Here is an 807-nt window from a genome sequence, read left to right as displayed (position 1 = left end):
CTTCAACAAATTTTCCGACTCAAAATCCAGGCGCAGGTGCATATTTTCAGGGAAGCAATGCGGGGGGTGTTGATGCATTTATATTGAAATTCACGAATTCAGGAGTAAGGCAGTGGGCTACTTATTATGGGGGAAGTGGGGATGATTGGGCAAATTCAATTTCAACAGATGTAGGTGGAAATGTTTTCGTGGCTGGGTGGACTAATTCAACAAATTTTCCGACCTATAATCCAGGCGGAGGTGCATATTATCAGGGAAGCAATGCGGGGGTTGATGATGCATTTATATTGAAATTCACGAATTCAGGAGTAAGGCAGTGGGCTACTTATTATGGGGGAAGTAGTGGTGATGTTGCATATTCAATTTCAACAGATGTAGGTGGAAATGTTTTCGTGGTTGGGTTTACTTTTTCAGCTAATTTTCCGACCTATAATCCAGGCGGAGGTGCATATTTTCAGGGCTTTGCGGGGGTTGTTGATGCATTTATATTGAAATTCACGAATTCAGGAGTAAGGCAGTGGGCTACTTATTATGGGGGAGGTGGGTATGATTTTGCAAATTCAATTTCAACAGATGTAGGTGGAAATGTTTTCGTGGCTGGATGGACTACTTCAACAAATTTTCCGACCTATAATCCAGGCGCAGGTGCATATTATCAGGGAAGCAATGCGGGGGGTGATGATGCATTTATATTGAAATTCACGAATTCAGGAGTAAGGCAGTGGGCTACTTATTATGGGGGAAGTGGGAGTGATCGGGCATATTCAATTTCAACAGATGGAGGTGGAAATGTTTTCGTGGCTGGGT

1 protein-coding gene is annotated in these 807 nt (G+C 43.0%); it reads left to right on the top strand.

Annotated elements, in window-relative coordinates; translation table 11 throughout:
* On the top strand, positions 1 to 807 hold an 807-nt coding region (locus tag ABDH49_09190), incomplete at both ends, for an SBBP repeat-containing protein (protein MEN3047114.1).

Source organism: Candidatus Hydrothermales bacterium (assembly GCA_039630235.1).
Lineage (GTDB): Bacteria > Hydrothermota > Hydrothermia > Hydrothermales > JAJRUZ01 > JBCNVI01.
The sequence above is the reverse complement of the archived record's forward strand: the minus strand, read 5'-3'. Positions and strand labels throughout refer to the sequence as shown.